The organism is Bradyrhizobium sp. P2_E8 (assembly GCF_056403875.1).
Genome location: NZ_JBFUES010000275.1, coordinates 1 through 7,861 on the forward strand (window position 1 = coordinate 1; position 7,861 = coordinate 7,861).

Annotated in this window: 8 protein-coding genes; all 8 read left to right on the plus strand. The window is 65.9% G+C overall.

The window, feature by feature from the left end; all coding sequences use genetic code 11:
• Positions 1-864: ABC transporter substrate-binding protein (locus AC1D00_RS17015; RefSeq protein ID WP_477011474.1), on the plus strand; the 864-nt coding region annotated here is incomplete at its 5' end.
• Positions 865-1,133: 269 nt separating this feature from the next.
• Positions 1,134-2,147 carry an ABC transporter permease gene (locus tag AC1D00_RS17020; protein WP_027542264.1) on the plus strand — a complete coding sequence of 338 codons (1,014 nt, stop codon included), beginning with the start codon at positions 1,134-1,136 and terminating at the stop codon, positions 2,145-2,147.
• A gap of 62 nt (positions 2,148-2,209) precedes the next feature.
• Entirely contained in the window at positions 2,210-3,109 is a 900-nt protein-coding gene (locus tag AC1D00_RS17025) for an ABC transporter permease (RefSeq protein ID WP_135176140.1), read from the plus strand.
• A 302-nt stretch (positions 3,110-3,411) separates the two neighbouring features.
• Positions 3,412-5,193, plus strand: a complete 1,782-nt coding sequence (locus AC1D00_RS17030; protein WP_135176141.1) for a dipeptide ABC transporter ATP-binding protein — start codon at positions 3,412-3,414, stop codon at positions 5,191-5,193.
• A 17-nt stretch (positions 5,194-5,210) separates the two neighbouring features.
• On the plus strand, positions 5,211-5,390 hold the full coding sequence (locus AC1D00_RS17035) for a DUF4089 domain-containing protein (protein ID WP_477011475.1): 180 nt from the start codon (positions 5,211-5,213) through the stop codon (positions 5,388-5,390).
• A 7-nt stretch (positions 5,391-5,397) separates the two neighbouring features.
• Positions 5,398-6,792 carry an AtzE family amidohydrolase gene (locus AC1D00_RS17040; protein WP_477011476.1) on the plus strand — a complete coding sequence of 465 codons (1,395 nt, stop codon included), beginning with the start codon at positions 5,398-5,400 and terminating at the stop codon, positions 6,790-6,792.
• 1 nt (position 6,793) lies between these two features.
• Positions 6,794-7,186, plus strand: a complete 393-nt coding sequence (gene hpxZ, locus AC1D00_RS17045; RefSeq protein ID WP_477011477.1) for an oxalurate catabolism protein HpxZ — start codon at positions 6,794-6,796, stop codon at positions 7,184-7,186.
• 4 nt (positions 7,187-7,190) lie between these two features.
• A partial coding sequence (locus AC1D00_RS17050; protein WP_477011478.1) for a GntR family transcriptional regulator occupies positions 7,191-7,861 on the plus strand: 671 nt, incomplete at its 3' end.

Below are 7,861 nucleotides of genomic sequence, written 5' to 3' on the forward strand. Positions count from 1 at the left end.
CAGGCCGGCAACCGCCGCGCGCTGCTGGAGCGCGGCGACGCCGACATCTCCTACGAGCTGCCGTTCAAGGATTTCCAGGAGATGAAGGCGAGCGGCAAGCTCAACGTGGTGTCGCTGCCGTTCTCCAACGGCATCCAGTATATCGGCATGAACGTGACGAAGCCGCCGTTCGACAACGTCAAGGTGCGGCAGGCCATCGCCTATGCGCTGCCCTACCAGAAGATCATGGATGCGGTGCTGTTCGGGCTCGGCAATCCGATGTTCGGCGCCGCCAAGGACAAGCCGACGGAAGTCGCCTGGCCGCAGCAGCACAAATACAACACCGACATGGAGAAGGCGAAGGCGCTGCTGGCTGAGGCCGGCTACGCCAACGGCTTCGAGACCACGATCTCGTTCGACCTCAACTTCGCCGGCGTCAACGAGCCGCTCTGCGTGCTGGTGCAGGAATCGCTCGCGCAGCTCGGCATCAAGACCACCATCAACAAGGTGCCCGGCGCCAACTGGCGCACCGAATTGAACAAGAAGGAGATGCCGCTCTTCACCAACGTGTTCTCGGGTTGGCTCGATTACCCCGAGTACTTCTTCTACTGGTGCTATCACGGCAACAATTCCGTCTTCAACACCATGAGCTACAAGTCGGCGGAGATGGACAAGCTGATCGACGGCGCGCGCGTTGCGGCCGCGAGCGGCGATACCGCGACCTACGACACCGACGTGAAGGGCTTCGTCGATCTCGCCTACGCCGACGTCCCGCGCATCCCGCTGTACCAGCCCTTCGTCAACGTCGCGATGCAGAAGAACATCAGTGGTTACCAATACTGGTTCCACCGCCGCCTCGATTACCGCGCGATGGCGAAGGGGTGATGCGTCATGGTCGGCGCGAGCAACACGTCCGCGTCTCTGAGCTTTTCTTGCTCGAGTGAGGCGGCCACCGCTCTCTCACTCCCTCCCCCCTTGCGGGGTCCGAGGCGAGCGAAGCTCGCTCTCGAGGGCGGGGAGGGGGGTAGCCCCGAACTCCGACCTCGCTTGGGGCGACCCCCCTCCCTAACCCTCCCCCGCAAGGGGGGTGGGAACGCAGCGGCGCAAGCCGCGCGAGTCTGCTCCCAATTGCAAGGCAGAAGGAGAGCGCTTCCATGCTGACCATGATCGGCAAGCGCCTGATGTTCGCGATCCCATCGCTCATCGGCGTCGTCATCGTCACCTTCCTGCTGACGCGCGCGCTGCCGGGCGATCCCGCCGCGTATTTCGCCGGTCCCGCGGCGACGAAGGAGGCCGTCGAGCAGATCCGCAAGAAGCTCGGTCTCGATAGGCCGCTGATCGAGCAGTTCTTCCGCTACACCAACGACCTCGCCCATGGCGATTTCGGCAACTCGCTCACCACAGGCCAGCCGGTCGCGGCCGAGATCCGCAATCGCCTGCCGGCGTCGGCCGAGCTGACGTTGCTCGGCCTCATCGTCTCGATCGTCATCGCCATTCCGCTCGGCGTGCTGGCGGCAACGCGGCCGGGATCATGGGTCGATCACCTCTGTCGGGTCACGACGACGGCCGGCGTCTCGCTGCCGGTGTTCTTTACCGGCCTCGTTCTCGTTTACGTCTTCTATTTCCGGCTCGGCTGGTCGCCGGCGCCGCTCGGCCGCCTCGACGTGTTCTACAGCGCGCCGCCGACGGTGACCGGCTTCTATCTGATCGACACGCTGATCGCGCGCGACTTCGAGGCGTTCCGCTCGGCGCTGAGCCAGCTCATCTTGCCGGCGACGACGCTTGCGATCTTCTCGCTGGCGCCGATCGCGCGCATGACCCGCGCCTCGATGCTCGCCGTGCTCGCCTCCGAATTCGTCCGCACCGCGCGCGCCAGCGGGCTGTCGCCGGCGACCGTCATCGTCACCTACGCCTTCCGCAACGCGATGCTGCCTGTGATCACCACGCTGAGCATGGTGTTCTCGTTCCTGCTGGGTGCGAACGTGCTGGTGGAAAAGGTGTTCGCCTGGCCCGGCATCGGCTCCTATGCGGTGGAAGCGCTGATCTCGTCGGACTTCGCGCCGGTGCAGGGTTTCGTGCTGACCATGGCGGTCATGTACGTGCTGCTCAATCTCGTGATCGACATTCTCTATGGCGTGATCGATCCGCGCGTCAGGTTGGAGGGTTAGCGCATGATCCGGAAAAGTGGAGGCCGGTTTTCCGATCAGATCATGCGCAAAAGGAGAGTCACATGAGCACCGTTGCTCCTGCTGTTGAGCCCGTCGGCCCTGCGCGAACCTCGGGACTCGTCGCAATCCTCGAACAGACCCGCTACGTTCTCGGCGAGAACAAGGTCACGGGCTTTGCCTTCGCGTTGCTGATCGTGATCCTCATCGCCGCGATCTTCGGTCCCTATGTGGTGCCGTATGATCCGCTCGCCTCCGACACCGCCGCGTCGTTGAAGCCGCCCTCGGCGGCACACTGGTTCGGCACCGACCAATTGGGCCGCGACATCTTCAGCCGCGTCGTGGTGGCGACACGGCTCGATACGTTCATCGCGGTCGCCTCCGTCGTGCTGGTGTTCCTGATGGGCGGGCTCGCCGGCATCGCGGCCGGTTATTTCGGCGGCTGGACCGATCGCATCGTCGGYCGCATCGCCGACACCATCATGGCTTTCCCGCTGTTCGTGCTGGCGATGGGCATCGTCGCAGCGCTCGGCAACACCGTGCAGAACATCATCCTGGCGACCGCCATCGTGAACTTCCCGCTTTATGCGCGCGTTGCACGTGCGGAAGCCAATGTCCGCCGCAATGCCGGCTTCGTGCAGGCCGCGCGCCTGTCTGGCAACGGCGAATTTCGCATCCTGCTGGTGCATATCCTGCCCAACATCATGCCGATCATGATCGTGCAGATGTCGCTGACCATGGGCTACGCCATCCTCAACGCCGCCGGCCTGTCCTTCATCGGCCTCGGTGTCCGCCCGCCGACCGCCGAATGGGGCATCATGGTCGCGGAAGGCGCCGGCTTCATGGTCTCAGGCGAATGGTGGATCGCGCTGTTCCCGGGCCTTGCTCTGATGATCGCCGTGTTCTGCTTCAACCTCCTCGGCGACGGCCTGCGCGACATCGTCGACCCGCAGCGGAGGACGTGAGGGATGGTCGGGTTCGGGTGCGTGCAGCGAAGCTGTGAGGGGGGCGCAACTCTCTCGCTCCCTCCCCCCTTGCGGGGGAGGGTTGGGGAGGGGGGTAGCCCCAAGCACGGTCTGAGTTCGTGGCTACCCCCCTCCCTGCCCTCGAGAGCGAGCTTCGCTCRCCTCGGACCCCGCAAGGGGGCAGGGAATGAGAGAGCGGTGCCCGCCTCACACGAAAATCTTAGGCCAAAATTCTCAAACGATTCCAATCCCGTTCTACTGTGCATGGGGTTGTTTTCGCCATTTTTGATCGGGAGGCCCTCATGACCACCCAGCCCCTGCTCGACGTCCAGGACCTCACGGTCGAATTCACCACCCGCCGCGGCATCGTCAAAGCGGTGCAGCACGTCAACATCTCCGTCGCCAAGGGCGAGACTCTCGCCATCGTCGGCGAGTCCGGCTCCGGCAAGTCGGTGACGTCATACGCGGTGATGCGCATCCTCGACCGGGCGGGGCGGATCGCCGAGGGCTCGGTGATGTTCTCCGGCATCGACGTCAAGGCGGCATCGGAAGACCAGATGCGCGATCTGCGCGGCCGCGAAGTCTCGATGATCTTCCAGAACCCGCGCGCGGCACTGAACCCGATCCGCAAGGTCGGCGACCAGATCGAGGACGTGCTGCGCACTCATGTGCAGCAGGCTCAGGTCGCTGATCACGGCGAGAAGGCGATCGAGGCGCTGGAGCAGGTCAAGATCGCCCGTCCGCGCGAGCGCTACCACGCCTATCCGTTCGAACTGTCCGGCGGCATGTGCCAGCGCGTCGTCATCGCGCTGGCGCTGGCCTGCAACCCGCAACTGCTGATCGCGGACGAGCCGACCACCGGCCTCGACGTCACCACCCAGAAGGCGGTGATGGACCTGATCGTCGAGCTGACCAAGCGCCGCGCGATGTCGACCATCCTGATCACCCACGATCTCGGTCTCGCGGCGGCCTATTGCGACCGCGTCGTGGTGATGGAGAAGGGCCGGGTGGTCGAGACCGCGAAAGCCGCCGACATCTTCGCCAATCCGCAGCATCCCTACACCAAGAAGCTGATGCGCGCGACGCCGCGGCTCGGCGTGAGCTTGCGGGATCTGTTGCCGGAGGAGGAGGGGGCATCCCAATCCGCATCCGTCATGGCCGGGCCTGACCCGGCCATCCATCACGCTTCGCAAGACTCGTCCCAATCGATGGACCCCCGGGTCAAGCCCGGGGGTGACGAGACGTCAAAGCCCCTCCTGCTCATCGAAAAGCTGGTCAAGGAATATCCCCGTCAGGGCGCCACCGCCGTGCTCGGAAAACTGTTCGGCCGCAAGCCGGCGCCGGAGCCCGATGTGTTCCGCGCCGTCGACGGCATCAGCTTCTCGATCGGCCATGGCGAGAGCGTCGGCCTCGTCGGCGAATCCGGCTGCGGCAAATCGACCACCTCGATGATGGTGATGCGCCTCCTGGACCAGACCTCCGGCCTGATCCAGTTCGACGGCGAGGACATCGGCGGCATCGCGCCGGCCTCGTTTGCCCGGCTGCCCCAGCGCAGCCGCATCCAGATGGTGTTCCAGGACCCGACCGACAGTCTCAACCCGCGCTTCACCGCCGCGCGCGCCATCGCCGACCCGATCATGCAACTCGGCGACATCAGGGGCCGTGACGCGCTCCGCGCCCGCTGCGAGGAACTGGCGACCATGGTCGGCCTGCCGCATAATCTGCTGGATCGGTTTCCGCACCAATTGTCCGGGGGCCAGAAGGCCCGCGTCGGCATCGCCCGTGCCATTGCCCTGCATCCGAAACTCGTCATTCTCGACGAGCCGACCGCGGCGCTCGACGTCTCGGTCCAGGCCGTGGTCCTCAACCTGCTCCAGGACCTCAAGGCGCGGCTAGGTATGAGCTATCTGTTCGTCTCGCATGATTTGAACGTAGTGCGCTTGTTGTGCGATCGTGTCATTGTGATGCGGACGGGTCGAATCGTCGAGGAAGGCTCTTCCGAGAGGGTCTTGAGCGATCCGCAGGACGACTACACCAAGGAGCTGCTGACGGCGATCCCGCATCCGCCGTTGCCGGCACACTGAGATTGTTTGGGAGCGTGATGGCCGAGCCGCTGGACGATTATATCGACGCCGTATCGAAAGCGCTGGCATTGCCGATCGAGGAGGCCTGGAGGCCGGCGGTTCGCGCCAATCTCGAAGTGTCGCTGCGGCTCGGCCGCCTCGTCGACGTATTCGCGCTGCCGGACGAGACCGAGCCGGCGCCGATCTTCACCGTCTGACGCCGCCATGACCACCAAGCCAGAGATGAGTGCTGCCGACATCGCGAAAGCGGTGGCGGGCGGCAAGATGTCCGCCCTCGCTGCCACCGAAGCCGCGCTTGCGCGCATCAAGCAGCACGACACCATCCTCAATTCCTTCACCGACGTCACTGCCGATCGCGCTCGCGCCAAGGCGCGTGCGATCGATGCCGACATTGCCGCGGGCAAGGCGGTCGGTCCGCTCGCCGGTGTCCCCTTCGCGGTGAAGAACCTGTTCGACGTTGCCGGCCTCTCCACGCGCGCGGGCTCGAAGATCAACCGCGACCTCGCACCCGCCAAGCGCGACGCGACCTTGATCGAGCGCATGGAGGCCGCCGGTGCCGTGCTGGTCGGCGCGCTCAACATGGGCGAATACGCCTACGATTTCACAGGCGAGAACGTCCATGACGGTCCCTCGCGCAATCCGCACGACACGACGCGGATGAGCGGCGGCTCCTCCGGCGGTTCGGGGAGCGCCGTCGGCGGCGCGCTGGTGCCGATCGCGCTGGGCTCGGACACCAACGGCTCGATCCGCGTGCCGTCCTCGTTCTGCGGCGTCTTTGGCTTGAAGCCGACCTATGGCCGGCTGTCGCGCGCGCGGTCGTTTCCGTTCGTCGCGAGCTTCGATCATCTCGGTCCGTTCGCACGCTCCGTCACCGATCTCGCGCTCGCCTACGACGCGATGCAGGGGCCGGATGCCGACGATGCCGCCTGCACCACACGCGGTCTGGAGCCGACGGTGCCGCTGCTCGCCAATCCGGTTTCGGACCTGCGCATCGCGATCGCCGGCGGCTACTTCCAGAAGAACGTGTTTCCCGAGGCGGTCGAAGCCGTGAGCCGCGTCGCCAAAGCGCTCGGCACGACGCAAATCGTCGATGTGCCCGAAGCCGCGCGTGCCCGCGCGGCGGCTTACGTCATCTCCACCACGGAAGGCGCCTCGCTGCATCTCGATCGCCTGCGCAAGCGCCCGAACGATTTCGATCCCGCCGTGCGCGACCGGCTGATCGCGGGCGCCATGGTGCCCGCGCCGCTGGTCGATCGCGCGCAGAAATTCCGCCGCTGGTATCGCGCGCAGTTTTCCGAGATCTTCAAATCGGTTGACGTGCTGCTCGCACCGGCAACGCCCTGCACCGCGCCGAAGCTGGGGCAGGTGAATTTCAATCTCGACGGCGTCGAATTGCCGGTGCGCGCCAATATCGGCATCCACACCCAGCCGATCTCCTTCATCGGGCTGCCCGTCGTTGCCGTGCCGGTGCCGCTCGAGCCGCTGCCGATCGGCGTGCAGATCATCGCCGCGCCCTGGCGCGAGGACATCGCGCTACGCGTCGCGCATGCATTGGAACGGATGGGCGTCGTATCCGCGCCATCGCCGAGAGGACTTTGAGATGAAGATCGACCTCCCCGACGTGATCGCGGAAGTGAAAGCCGCGTTCGATCGCTATGAGCAGGCCCTCGTCACCAACGATGTCGCCGTGCTCGGCGAGCTGTTCCGCAACGACCCCCGCACGCTGCGCTACGGCATCGGCGAGAACCTCTACGGCTATGAGGCGATCTCCGGCTTCCGCGCCGGCCGCTCGCCGGTCGGCCTCAACCGTCGCACCGCGAAAACCGTCATCAGCAGCTACGGCCGCGACACGGCCGTTGCCTCCACCCTGTTCTATCGCGACACGGCGCCCGGCAAGGTCGGCCGGCAGATGCAGACCTGGATTCGCTTCCCGGAGGGCTGGCGCGTCGTCGCCGCCCATGTCAGCATCATCGACGAGTCGAAAGAGACCTGATCGAATGACGCTTGACGATCTTCCGCAGGGAACACTGCCGGCCGAGCCGGTGGTGCCGCGCGTCGACCGGGCACTGCCGTCGCTGCAGAAGGTCACGCGTGCCGAGGAGCTGCGTCTTCAGCTTGCCGACGAGATCGTGCGCGGAGCCCTGGCCCCCGGCGCGCCGCTGGACGAGACCGACATCGCGCGGCGTTTCAACGTCTCGCGTACGCCGGTGCGCGAGGCGCTGCGCCAGCTGGTGGCGAGCGGCCTCGTCGAGGCACGGCCGCATCGCGGCGCGGTGGTGGCGCAGCCGTCGATCGAACGGCTGAAGAGCATGTTCGAGGCGATGGCGGAGCTCGAGGCGCTGTGCGCCGGCCTTGCCGCCGAGCGCATGTCCGCCGCCGAACGTCACGGCCTGGAGGCCATCCACGAAGAGCTGCGTGTCCTCAGCTATACCGGCAATCCCGATCGCTTTCACGAGGTCAACGAGCGCTTCCACAACGCGATCTATGCCGGCTCGCAGAACGGCTACATCGCCGAGATCACGCTGGCGACCCGCGTGCGCGTGCAGCCGTTCCGCCGCGCCCAGTTCCGCAACCTCGGCCGTCTCGCCAAATCGCAAGCCGAGCACGACCGCGTCGTCGTCGCCATCATGCGCGGCGACAAGCAGGGCGCCGCCGCCGCCATGCGCGC

Coding starts and splice junctions, on each gene's coding strand:
- AC1D00_RS17020 (WP_027542264.1), top strand. CDS start 1,134: ATGCTGACCATGATCGGCAAGCGCCTGATGTTCGCGATCCCATCGCTC.
- AC1D00_RS17030 (WP_135176141.1), top strand. CDS start 3,412: ATGACCACCCAGCCCCTGCTCGACGTCCAGGACCTCACGGTCGAATTC.
- AC1D00_RS17035 (WP_477011475.1), top strand. CDS start 5,211: ATGGCCGAGCCGCTGGACGATTATATCGACGCCGTATCGAAAGCGCTG.
- AC1D00_RS17040 (WP_477011476.1), top strand. CDS start 5,398: ATGACCACCAAGCCAGAGATGAGTGCTGCCGACATCGCGAAAGCGGTG.
- hpxZ (WP_477011477.1), top strand. CDS start 6,794: ATGAAGATCGACCTCCCCGACGTGATCGCGGAAGTGAAAGCCGCGTTC.